General features: G+C 72.0%; 14 protein-coding genes. 6 read left to right on the forward strand and 8 right to left on the reverse strand.

Annotation, left to right across the window (positions count from 1 at the left end; genetic code table 11):
* Positions 1–62 precede the first annotated feature (62 nt).
* Positions 63–4,718, reverse strand: coding sequence for an ATP-dependent helicase (locus tag AB0H75_RS06015; RefSeq protein WP_367791117.1), 4,656 nt, complete (start codon positions 4,716–4,718; stop codon positions 63–65).
* Positions 4,719–4,807: 89 nt separating this feature from the next.
* On the opposite strand from AB0H75_RS06015, the gene AB0H75_RS06020 reads away from it, so the two are divergent.
* Together AB0H75_RS06020 and AB0H75_RS06025 are read left to right on the forward strand one after the other, a co-directional pair.
* Complete coding sequence (locus AB0H75_RS06020; protein ID WP_367791120.1) at positions 4,808–5,296, forward strand: VOC family protein; 489 nt, start codon at positions 4,808–4,810, stop codon at positions 5,294–5,296.
* A gap of 327 nt (positions 5,297–5,623) precedes the next feature.
* Positions 5,624–5,818: a DUF3046 domain-containing protein gene (locus AB0H75_RS06025; RefSeq protein WP_367791123.1), complete on the forward strand. Its 195-nt coding sequence runs from the start codon at positions 5,624–5,626 to the stop codon at positions 5,816–5,818.
* A 7-nt stretch (positions 5,819–5,825) separates the two neighbouring features.
* Here the strand turns inward: AB0H75_RS06025 and AB0H75_RS06030 are convergent, their stop codons facing one another.
* Positions 5,826–6,107 carry a hypothetical protein gene (locus tag AB0H75_RS06030; RefSeq protein WP_367791126.1) on the reverse strand — a complete coding sequence of 94 codons (282 nt, stop codon included), beginning with the start codon at positions 6,105–6,107 and terminating at the stop codon, positions 5,826–5,828.
* Positions 6,108–6,477: 370 nt separating this feature from the next.
* On the opposite strand from AB0H75_RS06030, the gene recA reads away from it, so the two are divergent.
* The 3 genes from recA (at position 6,478) to rny (ending at position 11,886) form a co-directional block, all read left to right on the forward strand.
* Complete coding sequence (recA, locus tag AB0H75_RS06035; protein ID WP_367791129.1) at positions 6,478–7,575, forward strand: recombinase RecA; 1,098 nt, start codon at positions 6,478–6,480, stop codon at positions 7,573–7,575.
* Positions 7,576–8,914: 1,339 nt separating this feature from the next.
* The gene (gene recX, locus AB0H75_RS06040) at positions 8,915–9,748 is read left to right on the forward strand and encodes a recombination regulator RecX (RefSeq protein WP_367792360.1); all 834 of its coding nucleotides are present in this window, start codon (positions 8,915–8,917) and stop codon (positions 9,746–9,748) included.
* A 518-nt stretch (positions 9,749–10,266) separates the two neighbouring features.
* The gene (gene rny, locus AB0H75_RS06045; RefSeq protein WP_367791132.1) at positions 10,267–11,886 is read left to right on the forward strand and encodes a ribonuclease Y; all 1,620 of its coding nucleotides are present in this window, start codon (positions 10,267–10,269) and stop codon (positions 11,884–11,886) included.
* A gap of 105 nt (positions 11,887–11,991) precedes the next feature.
* Here the strand turns inward: rny and AB0H75_RS06050 are convergent, their stop codons facing one another.
* From AB0H75_RS06050 to AB0H75_RS06075, 6 genes are all read right to left on the reverse strand, one after another.
* Positions 11,992–13,848 carry a prolyl oligopeptidase family serine peptidase gene (locus AB0H75_RS06050; protein WP_367791136.1) on the reverse strand — a complete coding sequence of 619 codons (1,857 nt, stop codon included), beginning with the start codon at positions 13,846–13,848 and terminating at the stop codon, positions 11,992–11,994.
* 45 nt (positions 13,849–13,893) lie between these two features.
* On the reverse strand, positions 13,894–14,736 hold the full coding sequence (locus tag AB0H75_RS06055) for a hypothetical protein (protein WP_367791139.1): 843 nt from the start codon (positions 14,734–14,736) through the stop codon (positions 13,894–13,896).
* Positions 14,737–15,009: 273 nt separating this feature from the next.
* The gene (locus AB0H75_RS06060; RefSeq protein WP_367791141.1) at positions 15,010–15,927 is read right to left on the reverse strand and encodes an amino acid ABC transporter permease; all 918 of its coding nucleotides are present in this window, start codon (positions 15,925–15,927) and stop codon (positions 15,010–15,012) included.
* Positions 15,924–16,592, reverse strand: a complete 669-nt coding sequence (locus tag AB0H75_RS06065) for an amino acid ABC transporter permease (protein WP_367791144.1) — start codon at positions 16,590–16,592, stop codon at positions 15,924–15,926. The genes AB0H75_RS06060 and AB0H75_RS06065 overlap by 4 nt, the downstream gene beginning before the upstream one ends.
* A gap of 58 nt (positions 16,593–16,650) precedes the next feature.
* Positions 16,651–17,532 carry a glutamate ABC transporter substrate-binding protein gene (locus AB0H75_RS06070; RefSeq protein ID WP_367791147.1) on the reverse strand — a complete coding sequence of 294 codons (882 nt, stop codon included), beginning with the start codon at positions 17,530–17,532 and terminating at the stop codon, positions 16,651–16,653.
* A 22-nt stretch (positions 17,533–17,554) separates the two neighbouring features.
* Positions 17,555–18,310, reverse strand: coding sequence for an amino acid ABC transporter ATP-binding protein (locus AB0H75_RS06075; RefSeq protein ID WP_367791150.1), 756 nt, complete (start codon positions 18,308–18,310; stop codon positions 17,555–17,557).
* A 137-nt stretch (positions 18,311–18,447) separates the two neighbouring features.
* On the opposite strand from AB0H75_RS06075, the gene miaB reads away from it, so the two are divergent.
* Positions 18,448–19,941 carry a tRNA (N6-isopentenyl adenosine(37)-C2)-methylthiotransferase MiaB gene (gene miaB / locus AB0H75_RS06080; protein ID WP_367791153.1) on the forward strand — a complete coding sequence of 498 codons (1,494 nt, stop codon included), beginning with the start codon at positions 18,448–18,450 and terminating at the stop codon, positions 19,939–19,941.
* Positions 19,942–20,011 lie beyond the last annotated feature (70 nt).

The raw sequence follows: 20,011 nt of genomic DNA on the forward strand, positions 1-20,011 counted from the left end.
ACTTTAAACGACCATTCAACTCCGCGGCCAGCCCTTTTCCGATCGCCGCGACGGCCGGAGCGTCAGGCGCGCAGGCGCAGGCCGCGCGGAGTGGGATGGAAGCCGGCCGCCTCCAGGGCCGCCGCCAGCGGGGACTCCACGATCGAGGCGCCGTCGGCACGCTCGACCGTCAGCTTGCCCAGCGCGCCGTCGCGGACCGCCAGCGCCAGGGCGTCCACGGCCGGCCGCAGCCGCTCGTCGTCGGCGAACGACAGCAGGGTCCTGCCGCCGCGCTCGACGTAGAGGACGAGATATCCGTCCACCAGCACCACCAGCGAGCCCGCCTTGCGCCCCGGCTTGTGCCCGACGTCGCCGGGATGCTGGGGCCAGGGGAGCGCGGCGCCGTAGGGGTTGGCCGGATCGGCGGCGGCCAGCACCACGACCCGCCGCCCCCGCTCCGGGCCCGGGACGTCGGCGGGCGCCGGGGCGAGGCCCGGAGCCAGGGCGCGCATCCGGTCGACCGCGCCCGGCAGCGCGAACTGCGCGCCCCCGAGCCCCTCGACGAAGTAGCCCCGCCGGCACCGCCCGCTCTCCTCGTACGCCCGCAGCACCTGGTAGACGGGCGTGAACCCGCCGGGCAGCCGCTCGGAGGTCACCGCCCCCCGCGTCACCACCCCGTGCCGCTCCAGCAGCACCTCGGCCTGGGCCTGGGCCCGCTGGGCGGCGTCGGCCGCGGGCGCGGGCAGCAGCCACCACCGCCCCGCCACCGTCGGCGGCCCGCTCCGCGTGGGCAGCACCGCCCGCCGCCGCCGCGTCGTCGCGGGCCGGTGCGCCGGGCGCCCGGTGCCGAGCGTGGCCCGCAGCGGCGCCAGCGTGTCGCCGGAGACCCGTCCCGACCACACCAGGTCCCACAGCACCGAGGCCAGCGCCTGGTCGTCCAGCGTCCCGAGCTGGTCGGAGATGCCGCGGAAGAACAGCGCGCCGCCGCCGCCCAGCAGCTCCAGCACCCGCTCGTGCAGCTCCGTCATCGTGATCTCGGCCGGCTCGGGCAGCAGCAGCGGCGCGGTGTCGGCGAAGTAGAGGGACACCCAGCCGTCGCCTCCGGGCAGCGAGCCCTGGCCCGCCCAGATCACCTCGCCGGAGGAGGTCAGCTCGTCCAGCAGCGACGGGTGATAGCCGGGCACCCGCGAGGGCAGCACCAGGCTCTCCAGCGCCGACGCGGGCACGGTGGCCCCCTGGAGCTGCTCGATCGCCCGGACCAGCGCGTCCATGGCCCGCGCCGCCCCGACCGGCCCCGCGGCCCTGGGCGCCTCGAACGGCCCCACGGCCCTGGCCGTCCCGCCCGGCCCCGTGGCTCTCGCCCCGCCCGGCCCCGCCTCCGGCGTGCTCGAACCGGTGATGCCGTGCCAGGCGGGCAGGAACCGGGCGAGCGTCTCCGGCGCGACCGGCTCCACCTCCTTGCGCAGCCGCGCCAGCGACCGCCGCCGCAACATCCGCAGCACCCCGGCGTCGCACCACTCCTCGCCGCGCCCGCCGGGCCGGAACTCGCCGCTGACCACCCGCCCGGCCCCGGCCAGCCGCCGCAGGGCGTCGCTCACCACGGCCACGCCCAGCCCGAACCGCGCGGCGGCGGTGCCGGCGTGGAAGGGCCCGCGGGTGCGGGCGTGCCGCGCCACCAGGTCGGCCAGCGGATCGGCCACCGGCTCCAGGAACGCGTGCGGCACCCCCACCGGCAGCGGCACGCCGAGCGCGTCACGCAGGCGGCCGGCGTCCTCGACGGCCGCCCACTGCTCCTCGCCCGCGACGCGCACCCGGATGGCCCGCCGCGCCCGCTCCAGCCCCTCCAGCCAGGCCGGGTCGCCGCCGCGCACGCTGACGTCGGGAGCCAGCAGCGGCCCGTGCGTCCGCAGCAGGTCGGCGAGGTCCTCGGCGTCGCGCAGCGGCCGGTCGAGCCGGGCCAGCTCGCGCTCGGCGTCGGAGATGACGTCGGGATCGAGCAGCTCGCGCAGGTCGGCCTGGCCCAGCAGCTCGGCCAGCAGGGACGTGTCCAGCGCCAGCGCCTGGGCCCGCCGCTCGGCCAGCGGCGCGTCGCCCTCGTACATGAACGCGCCCACGTAGTGGAACAGCAGCGACGCCGCGAACGGCGAGGCCTGCGAGGTCTCCACCTCCACCACCCGCACCCGGCGCGCGGCGATGTCGCGCATGAGCCGCACCAGCCCCGGCACGTCGAAGACGTCCTGGAGGCACTCGCGCATCGTCTCCAGCACGATCGGGAACGAGGCGTACCGCGAGGCCACCCCCAGCAGGTGGGCCGCCCGCTGCCGCTGCTGCCACAGCGGGCTGCGCCGGCCCGGCGTGCGGCGCGGCAGCAGCAGCGCCCGCCCCGCGCACTCGCGGAAGCGGGCGGCGAACAGCGCCGAGCCGCCCAGCTCCTCGGTGACGATCTGCTCGATCTCCTCGGGGTCGAAGGCCGCCACGTCGGCGGGCGGCTCGGCCAGCGTGTCGGGGATGCGCAGCACGATGCCGTCGTCGGAGTGGACGGCCTGCACATCCACCCCGTAGCGCTCGCGCAGCCGCCGGTTGATCGCGAGGGCCCACGGCGCGTGCACCCGCGCGCCGTACGGCGAGTGGATCACCACCCGCCAGTCGCCCAGCTCGTCGTGGAAACGCTCGACCAGCAGCGTGCGGTCGTCGGGCACGTAGCCGGTGGCCTCGCGCTGCTCGGCCAGGTAGGCCAGGAGGTTGCGGGCGGCGTAGTCGTCGAGACCGGCGGCCCTCATCCGCTCGGGCGAGCCGCCCTTGGCCTGCTCGCGCAGGAACTCGCCGATGGCCCGCCCCAGCTCGGCCGGCCGCCCCGGCGTGTCGCCGTGCCAGAACGGCAGCTTGCCCGGCTGCCCCGGCGCGGGGGAGACCAGCACCCGGTCGGCCGTGATGTCCTCGATCCGCCACGACGTCGCGCCCAGCACGAACACGTCGCCCACGCGCGACTCGTAGACCATCTCCTCGTCCAGCTCACCCACCCTGGAGGCCCGCTCGCCCACCAGGAACACGCCGAACAGGCCGCGGTCGGGGATCGTGCCGCCGTTGGTGACCGCCAGCCGCTGCGCGCCCGGCCGGCCCTGGAGCGTGCCGGTGACGCGGTCCCAGACGATGCGCGGGCGCAGGTCGGCGAACTCCTCGCTCGGGTAGCGCCCGGCCAGCATGTCGAGCGTGGCCTCCAGGGCGCTGCGCGGCAGCGTGGCGTAGGGGGCGGCGCGCTTGACCACCGACTCCAGCTCGTCGAGCGTCCACTCGTCCATCGCCGTCATCGCCACGATCTGCTGGGCCAGCACGTCGAGCGGGTTACGCGGATAGCGCATCTCCTCGATGCGGCCGTCCTTCATCCGCTCGGCCACCACGGTGGTCTGCACCAGGTCGCCGCGGTATTTGGGGAAGATCACGCCCTTGGACACCGCGCCGACCTGGTGGCCGGCCCGGCCGATGCGCTGCAGGCCGCTCGCCACGCTCGGCGGCGCCTCGACGCACGCCACCAGGTCGACCGAGCCCATGTCGATGCCCAGCTCCAGGCTGGAGGTGGCGACCACGGCCGGCAGCCGGCCCGACTTGAGCGCCTCCTCGATCTGCCCCCGCTCCTCCTTGGACACCGAGCCGTGATGGGCGCGGACGATCTCCGTCACGACGCCCCCGCCGCTGCCCGCCTGCGCCATCATCTCGGCCGGGGCGCGCCGGGGCCGGTCGGACGGCGTCTCCCAGATCGACAGGTCGACCGCCTCCGCGCCCGGCGAGCCGCCCCGGGAGCGGTCGTAGGCCAGCTCGTTGAGGCGCGAGCACAGCCGCTCGGCCAGCCGCCTGGAGTTGGCGAACACGATCGTCGAGCTGTGGGCCTCGATGAGGTCGAACAGGCGGTCCTCGACGTGCGGCCAGATCGACCGGCTCCGGGCCTCCCCGGCGTCCTCGCCCGCGCCCTCGCTCTCCACGGGACCGCGCCCGGCGTCGGTCTCGGTCATGTCCTCGACCGGGACCACGACCTCGACCTCGATGCGCTTGTCGGCGGGCGGCTGCACCACCGTGGCCGGGCGGGCGCCGCCCAGGAACGCCGCCACCTCGCTCACCGGCCGCACCGTCGCCGACAGGCCGACGCGCTGCGCGGGCCGCTCCAGCAACGCGTCGAGCCGCTCCAGGGTGAGCGCCAGATGGGCGCCGCGCTTGGTGGCCGCGACCGCGTGCACCTCGTCCACGATGACCGTCTCGACCGTGCGCAACGCCTCTCGCGCCTGGCTGGTGAGCAGCAGGAACAGCGACTCCGGGGTGGTGATGAGGATGTCGGACGGCTTGGCCGCGAACCTCCTGCGGTCTTCGGCGGGCGTGTCGCCCGAGCGGATCGCCACCGAGATCTCCGGCACCGGCAGCCCGAGCCGCCGCGCCGTCTGCCTGAGCCCGGCCAGGGGGGCGCGCAGGTTGCGCTCGACGTCCACGGCCAGGGCCTTGAGCGGCGAGACGTACAGCACCCGCGTGCCCTTGCGCTCGCCGTCGGCGGCCACGGCCTGGGCGGCGGCCAGCCGGTCGAGGGACCACAAGAACGCCGCCAGCGTCTTGCCCGACCCCGTGGGCGCGACGACCAGGGTGTTGTCGCCGCGCGCGATCGACTCCCACGCCCCCTCCTGGGCGGCCGTGGGAGCGTGGAAGGCTCCGGTGAACCACTGCTGTGTCGTCCGGCTGAACTGGTCTAGCGAGCTCACCAGCACATATTGCCTCGCGCCACCGACAGAAAACGCATTGTGCGGACGCCGGGAGGTTGAGTGGCCCTCCTGGCGGACATACAGCGACCGTGACCATTGACTATGCGGCCATCGAAGCCCGCCGTGCCGAGATCAGGCGCCGTCACGTGTTAGCACGCCGGCCGTCCAGCAGCGCCCGCGGCCTGCACCACGTCGCCCTGATCTCGTCCGACGTGGAGCGCACCATAGAGTTCTACCAGGATCTTCTGGAGTTCCCGCTCACCGAGATCATCGAGAACCGGGACTACAAGGGGTCCAGCCACTTCTTCTTCGACATCGGCAACGGCAACCTGCTCGCCTTCTTCGACTTCCCCGGCCTCGACCTCGCCCCTTACCAGGAGGTGCTGGGCGGCCTGCACCACATCGCCATCTCCGTGGACCCGGCCACGTGGGAGCGGCTGCGCGGGAAGCTGGAGATGGCCGGCGTGCCGCACCAGATAGAGAGCGGCGCCTCCATTTACTTCAAGGACCCCGACGGCGCGCGGCTGGAGCTGCTCGCCGACCATCTCGGTGAGATGTACGGCGCACGAGTGTTGTGACCTCGTGGCGGGTCGGCGCCTGTGACCTCGTGATCGGGTCAGCGCCTGCGAGCTCGTGATCGGGTCAGCGCCTGCGAGCTCGTGACGGGTCAGCGCCGCGACGCCCGGCGCGCGCGCGAGATGCCCGTGCGGGGTGCCCGCCTGATGCCGGCGTGCCTCTCGGACCGCTCTGCCTTCTCCTTCCTGACGACCGCGCGTAACACCTGCAGCAGCCGGCGTCGCTTGGCCCTGTTGGCCTTCGTCCTGGGCGTTTTCGGGGGTGCGGACTTGTGGGTCTTAGCCATGCGGGTGTCCTACCCACCCTCCGCGCGCTTCCATACTTGATGCATGCGGCTTACGGAATTCTGGCGGCGGATGAACGCTCACTTCGGCGAGGCGTACGCCGAGTCCTGGGCCCGCGACTACGTGATCGCGCCTCTGGGCGGGCGCACGGTGGTGCAGGCGCTGGCCGACGGCGAGAGCGCCAAGACCGTGTGGCGGGCGGTCTGCCAGGTGGAGGACGTCCCGTCCAGGCTGCGCTGACGCGCGTTCACCCGTGGTCGTCGCGCGAGACGTCCAGGGTCCGCCGGAGCGCGTCCACCGTACGCTCCAGCTCGTCCGCGCGCCCCTGGCCCTTCGGCGACCACAGGAACATCCAGCCGTCGGCCGACGGGGTGGCGAAGATCAGCGTCCGCTGTCCCGTACTCGGATGCCACACCCACAACACCGGCTCGTCGCCGCCGACCATGCGGCCCGCCAGCCCCTGGTCCGGCAGCAGATCGGCGAGCGCCTGCAGGTGGGCACGCCGTTCCCCGGTGTAGCCGCTCGCCACGTCACCGCCTCCAACCGTCGCCCCCTCTCGTGAGTCTTCCCAGCTCATCCCGTATGACAACACAGCACCGCGAACGGCCCCGAACACCATCAGGAGCGGAGCATTTTCCCCGGTGTGATCCCGGGGCGGGGCCGGCGACCGCGCCGCCAGGCCGCGATCCCGGAGGCTCCTGTGACGGGAGTGATTGCTGTGCCGCCACAGCATCGTCACCGCCGCCCGCTCCCGTGTGTTCCTGCTGTGATCGAACAGCCGTTCGGCTACCATGGAGAAATGCCGGGCCACGTCTTCCCCGGCAGTCGCAGAAAATGTCGGTGGCAGGCCGTAGCTTTCACTCGACTGATCGGACCACGACCCTCCAGGGGGAGTTCCCATGGCAATCAACGACCGCGAGAAGGCCCTCGAGACCGCCCTCGCCCAGATCGAGCGGCAGTTCGGCAAGGGCTCTGTGATGCGCCTGGGCGACGACGCCCGAGCTCCCATCGAGGTGATCCCCACCGGCTCGATCTCCCTCGACGTGGCGCTCGGCATCGGCGGCCTCCCGCGCGGCCGCATCGTCGAGATCTACGGCCCCGAGTCGTCAGGCAAGACCACGGTCGCCCTGCACGCGGTGGCCAACGCCCAGCGCGCCGGGGGCATCGCGGCGTTCATCGACGCCGAGCACGCCCTCGACCCCGAGTACGCCAAGAAGCTGGGGGTCGACACCGACGCCCTGCTGGTCTCCCAGCCCGACACCGGCGAGCAGGCGCTCGAGATCGCCGACATGCTCATCAGGTCCGGGGCCGTCGACATCATCGTCATCGACTCGGTCGCCGCGCTGGTGCCGAAGGCCGAGATCGAGGGTGAGATGGGCGACAGCCACGTCGGTCTCCAGGCCCGCCTCATGTCGCAGGCCCTGCGCAAGGTCGCCGGCGCCCTCAACAGCACCGGCACCACCGCCATCTTCATCAACCAGCTGCGCGAGAAGATCGGCGTCATGTTCGGCAGCCCGGAGACCACGACCGGTGGCAAGGCCCTCAAGTTCTACGCCTCGGTGCGCCTGGACATCCGCCGCATCGAGACGCTCAAGGACGGCACGGAGGCGGTCGGCAACCGCACCCGTGTCAAGGTCGTCAAGAACAAGATGGCCCCGCCCTTCCGGGTCGCCGACTTCGACATCCTGTACGGGGTGGGCATCTCCCGCGAGGGCGGCCTGATCGACATGGGCGTGGAGCACGGCTTCGTGCGCAAGTCGGGGGCCTGGTACACGTACGAGGGCGACCAGCTCGGCCAGGGCAAGGAAAACGCGCGTAACTTCCTGCGCAACCACCCCGACATGGCCAACGAGATCGAGAAGAAGATCAAGGACAAGCTGGGTGTGGGCCCGCGTCTCGACGCCCCGGCCGAGCCCGTCGCCGCCGCGGCCCCGGCCCCGGCCCCGGCGCCCTCCGGCCGCGGCTCGAAGTCCACGCCGAAGCCGGGTGACGTCTGATCGTCACTCATGTGTGACCCGTACCGGCCGCAGGCGCCCTGGCCGCGGGGCGCCTGGCCCGACCACCCCTGCACCACCGGGGGCCTGACTCATGACTGACCACCCGCACACCCCCCACTCCCGTTCCCGTTCCGGCGATCTGGCCCGTTCCTCGTCCGAGGGCTGGCCATCGGTGGAGGAGTGGCGCGCCCAGCGCACCCGCCAACGCGCCACTCACCCCTCCGACCCCCCGCCCACCGCCGACGACCTCACGACCCCCGAGCTTCCTACGAAGGACCGGGAAACCCCCCTCCCCGTCCCGCCCCTTCCCGAGAACACCCCCCGCCGCCTCACCCCCCACCCCGCCGATCCACCCCCTGACGCCGCCCCCACATCGGCCCACCCACCCCAGGCGACCACCGACACCGGACCGGAAACCACCCCTCCCACCGCTCCGGACACGCCCCACCTGACGGAACCGGCCCCTGACGCGCCCTACGTGACCGAGTCGGGCGCTGACACTGCCTACCTGGCTGGGTCGGGCGCCGATGCGGTTGGCCTGGCCGGGTTCGGTGCCTCGGCCGGAGTGGGCTGGTCCACTGATCCTGCTGAAGGGGTCCGCTCCGTCCGTCCCGTTCGCCCTGCTGCCAGCGGTGAGGCGGACGTGACCATCGACGAGCGCGACACCGGCGCCGAGGGCGCGTCCCCATGGGACGGCTCCGACGACGGGCATCTCGCCGCCGCTGCTGCTGGCGGGACGTCCCGCTGGGGCGGTGACGCCGGTGACGGACACTCCACCGGCGCTGAGGACGTGTCCCGCTGGGACGGCAGCGGCAGGGGCGAGTCCTTCTTCGGTGACTCCTTGAGCCGCAACCCGGGTGAAGCCTCGAAGACCCATCCCTTCTTCGCCGGCACTCCGGCGGCTCCCGCCGCTGATTCCTCGGACGACGCCACCCCTGAGGCGGCCTCCGGCGACCCTGCGGACACTCGGTCCGATGATCTTCCCCGCATGTCGTTCGGCAGCCCGCGGGACAACACCGCCGTTCCGCTCGACAGCTCGCAGAACGACGCGCCTGGAGAACCGGGCGCCGCCCCCGACGGTCTCCAGCCGCCTGACGCTCCTGACACGCTCGGCATGTCCAGCAAGCCCGACGCGCTTGTCGCACCCGATGCGCCTGAGGAGCGCGGCGCACTTGGCGAGTCAGATGCGCCCGACGAGCACAGTGCGCTTGGCGGGTCGGATGGGCTTGGCAGGTCCGATGTGCCCGACGAGCGTGGCGTACGCGACCAGCGCGGTGTACCCGACGAGCGCGACGAGTCCCGTGCGTCTTGGATGCCGCGCGTGCCTGAGGAGCTGGGCATGCCGCTCGATGACGAGCCCGCCGCCGTGTTGTCCGGCGGTTCTCCGGACGCGTCGGCCGGTGGTCCTGCCGGGGTCGATGGGACGGTTGACGGCACCGCCGGCGGCGGGGCCTCTGGCGGGGCTTCGGATGACCGTTCCGCCGCGCGGCCCCGTGCCGTCGATTGGGGCGGGAGTCTCTTCGGCGGCGAGCCCGAGGAAGGGCGGCGGGCCGGTGGGCGCAAGAAGCGGCGAGGCGGTGAGAAGGGGAGCCGGGCCGCGGGCAGGGGGCGGCGGAGCTCCGGGGCCGGATGGTTGCCGGAAGGGCCCGACGACGGCAGCCCGGCCGCGTCCGCTCCGGAGGCGGATCCGGAGTCGGTGGCCCGGGCCATCGTCCTGCGGCTCCTCACCATGGCGCCCAAGACGCGCGCCCAGCTCGCCGAAGCCCTCCGCAAGCGGGACGTGCCGGAGGAGGCGGCGCAGGCGGTCCTGGACCGCTTCTCGGAGCTGGGCCTGATCAACGACGAGGCGTTCGCGGAGGCGTGGGTCGACTCCCGGCACCACGGGCGCGGCCTGGCCAGGCGCGCGCTGGCGGCCGAGCTGCGCCACCGTGGCGTGGACGGCGACACCGTCAAGGAGGCCGTGGAGCGCCTGGATTCCGACCAGGAGGCGGAGACCGCGCGGCGGCTGGTGGACCGCAAGCTCGCCTCGACCCGCTCCCTCGACCCCCAGACCCGCACCCGCCGCCTCGCCGGGATGCTCGCCCGCAAGGGTTACTCCTCCGGGCTGGCCTACCGGGTGATCCGGGAGGCGCTGGAGCAGGAGGGGATCGATCTGGAGGACGACTTCTCGTAGGAGAGGGACGGCGGCTTGGGGCTGAGGTGGTGCGGGGTTTGCCCGGCCCTGGCGGACCGGCGGTGTGGAGGGGGCCGGGTTTGTGGGAGGGTGCCGAGGGCATTGTCAGGGGCCTGGAGAGGGCTCCGGAACGGGAACGCCTGGTCGGGCCGGAGACCGGCATCCCGAGAACCGGTAATTCCGGCATCGATGGGGGATATCGGGTTCAATATGGAAGTGCAGGTCCGTAAGACACGCTTGATGACTCGTTTGCTTGCTCGTGACCAGTTCGACGCATAACCTCGACGGCAGTGAGGAGTTACTCCGCGCAGCGCGGATTGCCATACCGGTGAACGACGGACGAACGAGCTTGGTTGATCGAGGCAGGCGAGGTGTCGGCTTTGGGGGCCGACGCCCGGTCGGCCTTGGCTTGACATCGATCCCGGTGCCGAACGGGTTTCGCGTGGCGTGCTGGTGACCCCTCCCATTGTTGGGTCCGCGTTATGAGGTGTTGACGACGCGAGGAGGGCGGGGCACACATGGGGCCGCTGGTCGTGGTGCTGATGGTGGCGGTGCTCGTGCTCGCGTTCGGGATGATCGTCGCGCTGCTCGTCGTCATTCGCCGCACCTCCGCCGGCACGCCCAAAGGGGCGGCCAAACCGAGCCCCCAGCAGGTGCAGGCCGTGCACGAGGAGCTCGAACAGGCGCGTGAGGAGGCGCGGGAGATCCGCCAGAAGGCGGAGTTCGATGCCGAGGAGATCCTGCGCAGGTCCGAGGCGGCCGCCGAGAGCGCCACGCAGATGCGGCAGGAGGTCGAGCGGGAGAGCCGGATCCTGAAGTCCGAGCTCAAGGAGCTGCGCTCCGACCTCGAACGCCGCGAGGCCCGGCTGGCCGAGCGCGAGCAGCGGCTGGACGAGGAGGCCCGGCGGCAGTCCGAGCGGGACCGGAAGCTGGCCGAGACCGAGATCGAGCTGGCCGACCGGCGCGAGGAGCTGCTCCAGGTGGAGGAGGAGCGGCGGGTCATCCTGGAGCGGGTGGCGGGGCTGACGGCCGAGCAGGCCAAGAGCGAGCTGGTCAAGGAGATCGAGAACCAGGCCAAGCGCGAGGCGGCGCTGATCGTCCGGGAGATCGAGAGCCAGGCCCGCAAGGAGGGCGAGAAGCGCGCCACCAAGATCGTGACCCTGGCCGTGCAGCGGCTGGCGGCGGAGCAGACGGCGGAGTCGGTCGTCAGCGTGCTGCACCTGCCCGGCGACGAGATGAAGGGGCGGATCATCGGGCGCGAAGGGCGTAACATCCGGGCCTTCGAGTCCACGACCGGCGTCAACCTGATCATCGACGACACGCCCGAGGCGGTGCTGCTGTCCTGTTTCGACCCGGTACGGAGGGAGACCGCGCGGCTCACGCTGGAGAAGCTCGTCCTGGACGGGCGGATCCACCCGCAGCGCATCGAGGAGGCGCACGACCGCAGCCGCCAGGAGGTCCAGGACCTGTGCGCGCGGGCCGGTGAGGACGCCCTCGTCGAGCTGGGCATCACGGACATGCACCCCGAGCTGACGCTCCTGCTGGGCCAGCTCCGCTACCGCACCTCCTACGGCCAGAACGTGCTGAAGCACCTCATCGAGTCCGCGCACATCGCCGGCATCATGGCCGCCGAGCTCAAGCTGGACCAGCGGCTCGTCAAGCGCTGCGCCCTGCTGCACGACATCGGCAAGGCCCTCACGCACGAGGTCGAGGGCAGCCACGCGCTCATCGGCGCCGAGATCGCCCGCCGCTACGGCGAGGAGGAGGACGTGGTGCACGCCATCGAGGCGCACCACAACGAGGTCGAGGTGCGGACGGTCGAGGCGGTCCTCACGCAGGCCGCCGACGCGATCAGCGGCAGCCGGCCGGGCGCGCGCCGGGAGTCGCTGGAGGCGTACGTCAAGCGGCTGGAGCGGCTGGAGGAGATCGCGCAGTCGTACGAGGGCGTGGAGAAGGTGTTCGCCATGCAGGCCGGGCGGGAGATCCGGGTCATGGTCAAGCCGGACGCCATCGACGACATCCAGGCCCAGGTGATCGCGCGGGACGTGGCCAAGCAGGTGGAGGAGGAGCTGACCTATCCCGGGCAGATCCGGATCACGGTGGTGCGGGAGTCGCGGGCGACCGAGTTCGCCCGCTGAGCCCCCGCGAGCAGCGCCCCCCGCGAGCAGCGCCCCCGGGCAGGGGCTACGCGGCAGGGGCTGCGCGGGCAGGGGCTGCGCGGGCAGGGCTACGACGAGCCGGGGTCACGTGAAGATCTGCTGGTAGAAGGCCAGCTCGGCGGCGAGGGCCGCGGCCCGGGTCTCGGCGCGCCGGAAGCCGTGCGACTCGCCCTCGAAGGCCAGGTACGTACACGGCACCCCCCGCTCCGACAGCGCGTCGGCGAAGGCGGCGGACTGCTCGGGCGGCACCACGGGGTCGTCGAGCCCCTGCAGGAGCAGCATGGGGCAGGAGACACCGCCGACCAGCGCGAGCGGTTCGCGTTCCGCGTAGACCGCCGGGTCCTCGGGGCCGACCAGCCACTCCACGTACCGGGACTCGAAGTCGTGGGTGTGCGCGACGAGCGGCCCGAGGGCGCTGACCCCGTAGTACGACACCCCGCCCGCGAACACGTCCGACCGGCAGCACGCGGCCATCACGGTCCAGCCGCCCGCGCTGCCCCCGCGTACCGCGATCCTGGCCGGGTCGGCGAGCCCTTCGGCGGCCAGCCACTCGGCGGCGGCGACGGTGTCGGCCACGTCCACCAGGCCCCACCGGCCCCGCAGCCGCTCCCGGTAGGCCCGGCCGTAGCCGGTCGAGCCGCCGTAGTTGACGTCGAGCACGCCGATGCCGCGCGAGGTGAAGAACGCCTTCTCCAGGTCGAGCGCGGTGCCGGCGCAGGCGGTCGGGCCGCCGTGAACGAAGATCACGTACGGCGGGAGCCCCTCGGCGGCGGGCCCGTACGGCGGGTAGAGGAAGGCGTGCACGTCCTCGCGCCCGGGGATCAGCACCGGGCGGGGGACCGGCAGGTACTCGGCGCCGGGCAGCCGGTCGGCGCCCTGCCGCGGGCGGGCGGCCGAGCCGGTGACGGTGTCCACCCGCGGGCGGGCGGCCGAGCCGGTGGCGGTGTCCACGATGACGACGGAGCGGGGAGTGGTGGGGGCGTAGCCGACGCCGGCCACGGACGTGCCGTCGGCGGCCAGGGCGCCGTCCCAGCCGTGGTAAGGCGTCGGCAGCTCCGCCAGCGCCCCCGACTCCGGGTCGAGCACGCTCAGCCGCAGGTCGCCGCGCCCGTGCAGGACCGCCAGCCGGCCGTCCGCGAGCGCCGCGTACGGCCGGCCGCCGAGCTGCCACGGCGCCGCCGCGAACTCCTCCTCGGCCGGGTGCAGCGCTCGCACGCCGTCGCCCCGCAGGCCGGTTTCGTACAGGTTCCACCAGCCGGAGGCGTCCGAGACGAGGTAGAGGCGGGAGTCGTCGCGCCAGGACGGGGCGAGCACCGACTCGGCGGGGCCGCCCTTGACCGGCCACGAGTCGCCGGATGCGAGGCTGGTGACGCGGAGCTCGGTGCCGTTCCACGGCATGCGCGGGTGGTTCCAGCAGACATAGGCGAGATGCCGCCCGTCGGGGGACACAGTGGGGGATGCGTAGAAGTCGTGACCGGTGACCCGTTCGCGAGGCTCGCCGCCGTCGAGGGGCACGGTCACGATGGCGCGGGTGACCTTGCCGTTCTCGGTGTGCCGCTCGCGTACGCACCACACCTGGCCGTCGCGTACCAGCAGGTCGGCGTAGCGGAAACCCTCCGGGGTCAGGGGTCTCGGCTCGCCGTCCCGCCCGAGCAGGTAGAGGCGCTGGTCCTCCAGGTTGGCGAAGACCACCTCGTTCGCGGGGGTCACGGCGTAGGGGCGGCCGCCGTACTCGTGGACCCTGGTGCGCGCGTTCCAGGGGGCGGGCAGCAGCTCGTGGCGCTCGCCGTCGGGCGTGCGGCACATGATCGTGGTACGGCCGCCCTCGTCGGGGCGGTCCTCGGTCCACCAGACCCGGCCGGCCTGGGCCGCCGGCCAGGCGGGGCGTGTACCCGAACCCGCCACGTCGCGCGTCGATATGGGGGAGGGCCAGAAAGGCATACCCGCATCCTGCCGGAAGATCACCAGCGGTGTTGCCCGGTCCCCCTAGATCAACCTGCTCGTACGCGGCCCGCGGGCGCAGGGAGACCGGGGCGGTGGCCCGGCCTCCCCGCAGGGGTCAGCGGAACGACAGGGAGTCGATGGTGACGGTGCTGTTGCCGCCGTACCAGAAGCCCATCGCGAGCTGCCCCGGCGACGCGCGGTTGATGCCGTTGGCGGACATCGGGATCCTGATGTCCTGGTAGGCCGTGGTGACGGCCGGATGGCCGCCGCCGTCGAGGGTGAGGTCGGCGAAGGTCCTGGTCCCCCGCCGAGGCCGAGGTGGAAGTGGCGCTGCTCGCCTCCCGCCGCGCCCTTGATCCGGACGGCGAGGTGGGTGTACGCGGACAGGTCGGTGTTCACGTCGCTGCCGGACCAGCCGCAGTTGCCGTAGCGCAGGCTGAGCGCCCCGCCGGAGAAGGCGCCCGAGCCGGAGCCGTTGAGGAAGCAGTTGCCGCCGGTCCACTTGCCGAGGTCGTTGCGGGCGGCCGAGGGGGAGGCGGGATCGCCGTCGACGTCGTCCAGGACCGGGCCGCCGCTCGACGAGGGCAGGGTGACGACGGTGACGGCCGCCGACGCGGCGGAGGCGTTGCCCGCGGCGTCGTAGGCCCGCACGGCGTAGGTGGAGGACGTCGAGGGGCTCAGCCCGGTGTCGATGAAGGCGGTGATCCACTTGTTCTCGGCGCCCACGTCGAGGGCCCGCTGGAGCTGGGCGTAGCCGGCTCCGCCGAGCGAGCGCGGCAGCGTGACGCCGGCCAGTGGCGAGCCTTCCCGGCAGCAGAAGGAGTCGTCGTGGTAGCCGATGTCGCGGCCGGTGGCCGCGCCGCCGGCGGCGTCGGGGTCGCGCAACTCCAGCTTGGTCCTGCTGAAGGCGTTGTCGTACGCCTGCGGCGGGCTGAGGTGGCCGGTCGCATGGGGGCTGACGTGGGGCGGAGGGGTTCGGGGGATGCGCCGGTGCTCGTCATATATGAGGAGCCGTTGGCAAACTTTCGATGACCCACATCATTATTCGGAAGTGGCCACCTGGTAAGAGGTCCATTTCCCTGAAGAAGGGGACGGCCCGGGACGCGGACGGGCCGCGAGCCATGCGGCTCGCGGCCCGGATCGTTCTGGGACGTCGGGTCAGGGCGTCCCGCGGTCCTGCACGATGGCGGCGGTCGAGGCCGCCCCGGTCGCCAGGACGGCCGAGTCGCCGCCGCCCGGAGGCGCGAGCGGCCTCGCGGCCGTCTTGCGGCTGCGCCTGCTGCGCCGCTCCAGCCAGGTCGCCAGGTAGCTCAGCGCCAGGTTGAGCAGCACGTAGATGATCCCGATGACGATCGCCGCCGGGATGAGCGAGCCGAAGAAGGCGGCCGGCAGGATCTTGAACCCGGTGTTGAGCAGGTCCACGTAGGCGATGATGTAGCCGAGCGCGGTGTCCTTCAGCAGCACCACGAGCTGGCTGACGATCGCCGGCATCATCGCCGTGACGGCCTGCGGCAGCAGCACGAGCCGCATCACCTGGTTCTTGCGCATGCCCACGGCGTACGCGGCCTCGGCCTGGCCCTTCGGCACGGCGTACACGCCGGCCCGGACGACCTCGGCGAGCACGGAGCCGTTGTAGAGCGTCAGGCCGAGCACGACCGCCATGAACGAGTAGTCGCCGCCGCCCCCGACCATGGGCGCCAGGTAGAAGATGAAGAAGATCAGCAGCAGCAGCGGGATGGCGCGGAAGACCTCGACCACCACGCCCGCCGGCACCCGGATCCAGGCGTGGTCCGACATCCGGGCCAGGCCGAAGACCATGCCGAAGAGCACCGCGCACACGGCCGCCGTGGCGGCGGCCCGCAGGGTGCCGATCAGCCCGGGGATGATGAAGACCTGCCAGGTCTCCCACTGGGTGAACGGCTGCCAGATCTTGGCGTCCCACTGGCCCTTGGCGTCGAAGCCGGCGTAGACGCCGTACAGGACGGCCGCCACGGCGGCGACGCTGATCGCCGTCAGCAGGCCGTTGCGCACCCGCGCGCGCGGCCCGGGGGCGTCGAACAGGACGGAGGTGCTCATCGCGCCACCGCCAGACGCCGGGCCAGCCAGCCGGTCAGGTAGCCGATCGGCAGAGTCAGCGCCATGAAGGCCACCACCAGACCGAGGAAGATGGGGATCGACGCGCCCGTCTGATCGAACGTCGTCTTCATCGTGGCCGAGGATTCGGCCGCGAAACCGCCGGCGACGGCGACCGTGGTGTTCTTGATCATGGCGATCATCACGCTGCCCAGCGGCGCGATGACCACCCGGAACGCCTGCGGCAGGGTGATCATCGTCAGGGACTGCATGAACGTCAGCCCGATCGCCCTGGCCGCCTCGGCCTGGCCGAGCGGGATCGTGTTGATGCCCGACCGCAGCGCCTCGCACACGAACGCCGCGGTGTAGGCCGACAGGCCCAGCGCCACGATCCAGAAGGAGTTGGTGCGCGGCTCCCCGCTGAAGACCAGGCCGAGCTGGTCGCTGAGGCCCAGCGCGGAGAACGCCAGCACCAGGGTCAGCGGGGTGTTGCGGATGATGTTCACGTAGAGCGTGCCGGCCGCCCGCAGCACGGGCGTCGGGGAGACCCGCATCGCGACCAGGATCGTGCCGAGGATCAGCGAGACCACCGCGCCCACGAGCGCGAGCTTGATGTTCTCCAGGAACCCCAGCGCCAGATCAGGGGCGTACTTGATTAGTTCGTCCATCGTGCTCCACCACATAGCGCGGCGGCGGCCGGGTGACCGGCCGCCGCCTCTGGCGTTGTCAGCTGCAACCCTCGGCGGGCGGCGCCGTCGTGGACAGGTTGAGGCCCTGGATGCCGCCGAACCACTTGTCCAGCAGCTGCTTCATCGTGCCGTTGTCCCAGAGCTTCTTCACCGCGGTGTTCACGGCCTCGCAGCTCTTGGTGTCGCCCTTCTTCAGGCCGACGCCGTACTTCTCGTCCGTGAAGCCCTGGCCCAGCACCTTGAAGTTGCCGCCGGCCTGCTTGGCGAAGCCCGCCAGGATCAGGTCGTCGGTGGTGACGGCGTCGAGGTTGCTGCCGTTGAGCTTCTGCACGCACTCGGAGTAGTTGGCCGCGTCCACCGTGGTGGCGGCGATGTTGAGCTCGCCGTCCGGCGGGCCCTCGGTGACGCGCTTGTAGGAGTTGGAGCCCGAGGCCTTGCAGATCTTCTTGCCCTTGAGGTCCTGCGGCTTGGTGATCGAGGCGTCGTCCTTGCGGACCATGATGTCCTGGTGCGCGACGACGTACGGGCCGCCGAAGGTGACCTTGGCCTTGCGCTCCTCGGTGATCGAGTAGGTCGCGAAGACGATGTCGACCGTGCCGTTCTGGAGGAACGGCTCACGGTTGGAGGAGGCCGACTCCTTCCATTCGATCTTCACGTCCTTGCCGCCGGCCATCTCCTTGAGCACGGCCTTGGCCACGTCGACGTCAAAGCCCACGGGCTCGCTGCCCGTCTTCAGCCCCAGGCTGGGCTGGTCCCATTTGGTGCCGACGACGATCGTGGCGCCGCCGTTGACCTTGTCCGCCACCGTGGAGTAGCTCTGGCCGCCACCACCACCGCCGCCACCGTCGCCACCGCAAGCGGTCAGCCCGGCGGCCATGGCCGCAATCGAGAGCAGCACTCCCGCTCGACGCATGTGCATGTGTACCTGCCTCAATAGTCAGTCAGTGCGTGAGGATCTTCGAAAGGAAGTCGCGCGCGCGGTCGGTCTGCGCGTTGGTGAAGAACTCGTCGGGGGTGTTCTCCTCCACGATCTGCCCGTCCGCCATGAACACGACCCGGTTGGCGGCCCGGCGGGCGAAGCCCATCTCGTGCGTGACGACCATCATCGTCATGCCGTCCGCCGCGAGCCCGATCATGACGTCGAGCACCTCCTGGACCATCTCGGGGTCCAGCGCCGAGGTCGGCTCGTCGAACAGGATCATCTTGGGGTTCATGGCCAGCGCCCTGGCGATGGCCACCCGCTGCTGCTGGCCGCCGGACAACTGCGCGGGGTACTTGTCCGCCTGCGCGGCGATGCCCACGCGTTCGAGGAGCTCCATCGCCCGCTTGTCGGCGGCCTCCCTGGCCACGCGCCGCACCTTGACGGGGCCGAGCGTGACGTTCTCCCGGATGGTCTTGTGCGCGAACAGGTTGAACGACTGGAAGACCATCCCGACTTCGGAACGCAGCCTGGCCAGCGCCTTGCCCTCCTCGGGAAGCACCTGGCCGTCAAATATGATCTTGCCGTCGTCGATCGTCTCCAGCCGGTTGATCGTGCGGCACAGCGTGGACTTCCCGCCGCCCGACGGACCGATGACGACCAGGACCTCACCACGAGAGACGGTCAAGTTGATGTTCTTCAGGACGTGCAACGCCCCGAAGTGCTTGTTGACGTTCTCCAACTGAACCAGTGGAGTGCCGTCGCCGTTCTCCGTCATGGACCCACACGGTAGAGGGGTTAAGACGCTGGTCCCTAACCGGGTGGTACCGATCCGATCACATCCGCCCGTCAAGCTGCTCTTTTGGGCCCGTGCGGCCTGCCCTGAGCCGGACAACGACTACCCTTGAAGGTGCCATGACTGTGACCCAGGACGGCGCCCGCACGTACGAAGTGCGCACATACGGGTGCCAGATGAACGTCCACGACTCCGAGCGGCTGTCCGGCCTGCTGGAGGAGGCGGGCTACGTGCCCGCGCCCGATGGCGAGACCGCCGACGTGGTCGTGTTCAACACGTGCGCCGTGCGGGAGAACGCCGACAACCGCCTCTACGGCAACCTCGGCCACCTCCGTCCCGCCAAGACCCGCAACCCGCGCATGCAGATCGCGGTGGGCGGCTGCCTGGCGCAGAAGGACCAGGGCGAGATCGTCCGCAAGGCGCCCTGGGTCGACGTGGTGTTCGGCACCCACAACATCGGCTCGCTGCCGGTGCTGCTGGAGCGGGCCCGCGTCGAGGGCGAGGCGCAGGTCGAGCTGAAGGAGGCGCTGGAGACCTTCCCCTCCACGCTGCCCACCCGGCGCGAGTCCGCCTACGCCGCCTGGGTCGCCATCTCGGTCGGCTGCAACAACACCTGCACGTTCTGCATCGTGCCGTCGCTGCGCGGCAAGGAGAAGGACCGCCGCCCCGGCGACGTCCTGGCCGAGGTCCGCACGCTGGTCGAGCAGGGCGTCCTGGAGGTCACGCTGCTGGGCCAGAACGTCAACACCTACGGGGTGGAGTTCGGCGACCGGCTGGCCTTCGGCAAGCTGCTGCGCGCCTGCGGCGAGGTCGAGGGCCTGGAGCGGGTGCGTTTCACCTCGCCCCACCCGGCCGCCTTCACCGACGACGTGATCGCCGCCATGGCCGAGACGCCCAACGTCATGCACCAGCTCCACATGCCGCTCCAGTCCGGCTCCGACCGGGTGCTGCGGGCGATGCGCCGCTCCTACCGGGCCGAGCGCTACCTCGGCATCATCGAGCGGGTGCGCGCCGCCATGCCCGACGCCGCGATCTCCACCGACATCATCGTCGGCTTCCCCGGCGAGACCGAGGAAGACTTCCAGGCCACGCTCGACGTCGTCCGGCAGAGCCGCTTCGCCAACGCCTTCACCTTCCAGTACTCCATCCGCCCCGGCACCCCGGCGGCCACCATGCCCGACCAGGTGCCGAAGGAGGTCGTCCAGGAGCGCTACGAGCGGCTGGTGGCGCTGCAGGAGGAGATCTCCTGGGCGGAGAACAAGAAGCAGGTCGGCCGCACGCTGGAGGTCCTGGTGGCCGAGGGCGAGGGCCGCAAGGACGACGCCACCCGCCGCCTGTCGGGCCGCGCGCCCGACAACCGGCTGGTCCACTTCACCGCCGGCGACCAGACGCCGCGGCCGGGCGACATGGTGACGGTCGAGGTGACGTACGCCGCGCCGCACCACCTGGTGGCCGACGGCCCGGTGCGGTCGCTGCGGCGCACCCGCGCGGGCGACGCCTGGGAGTCCCGCCAGGGCCGCGCACCGTCCGGCTCGGGCGTCCTGCTCGGCATGCCCACGGTCGGCCGCCCGGCCCCGCTGCCCGCCGCCACCGGCGGCTGCGCGGTCTCCTGACCTCCTGACCGGCGCTTTCTCCTCACGGAGCCGAGCTTTCCCCTTACTGAAAACGATCTTTACTGTTGCT

It is taken from the genome of Nonomuraea sp. NPDC050783 (genome assembly GCF_040802095.1).
Classification (GTDB): Bacteria; Actinomycetota; Actinomycetes; order Streptosporangiales; family Streptosporangiaceae; genus Nonomuraea.